The 393-nt window shown below is 28.0% G+C and carries 1 protein-coding gene; it reads right to left on the reverse strand.

Annotated elements, in window-relative coordinates; genetic code table 11:
- On the reverse strand, window positions 1-393 hold a 393-nt coding region (locus GUI43_RS34180), incomplete at both ends, for a TLD domain-containing protein (protein WP_170158824.1).

The following is a 393-nucleotide window of genomic DNA, read 5'->3' on the forward strand; positions in this document are numbered from 1 at the left end:
CATACCTCGAAAAACTTTCACCATGAATTGAAGTACTGAATAATATGTTCCACTCATTTTGAAAATCAGTTGGCAGTTCTAAGTTTAAAAACATAATATGGACTAGATTAAGAATTGAAAATTTTTCTAATTGCTTTTTTGAATCAATCTGACTATATTTCCATCTAGGAAAAAAATTAAATTCACTATCAGCAGTCCTTTTATATAAATATCCTATGACTACATTTAAAAGTGAACCAAAGTAAGATAATAGCAATTGCAAATCTTTTTCATTGTAGCTGGCTTTAGTATTTACATCTATTTGCCTTAAATAATATTCTCCAAAATGTTTCAATGAGCTGCTTAAATCACCTTTATTACATCTGCTTGACCAGCTTTTGTATTCTTTATTTG

It is taken from the genome of Micromonospora noduli (assembly GCF_003264365.1).
GTDB lineage: Bacteria > Actinomycetota > Actinomycetes > Mycobacteriales > Micromonosporaceae > Micromonospora > Micromonospora noduli.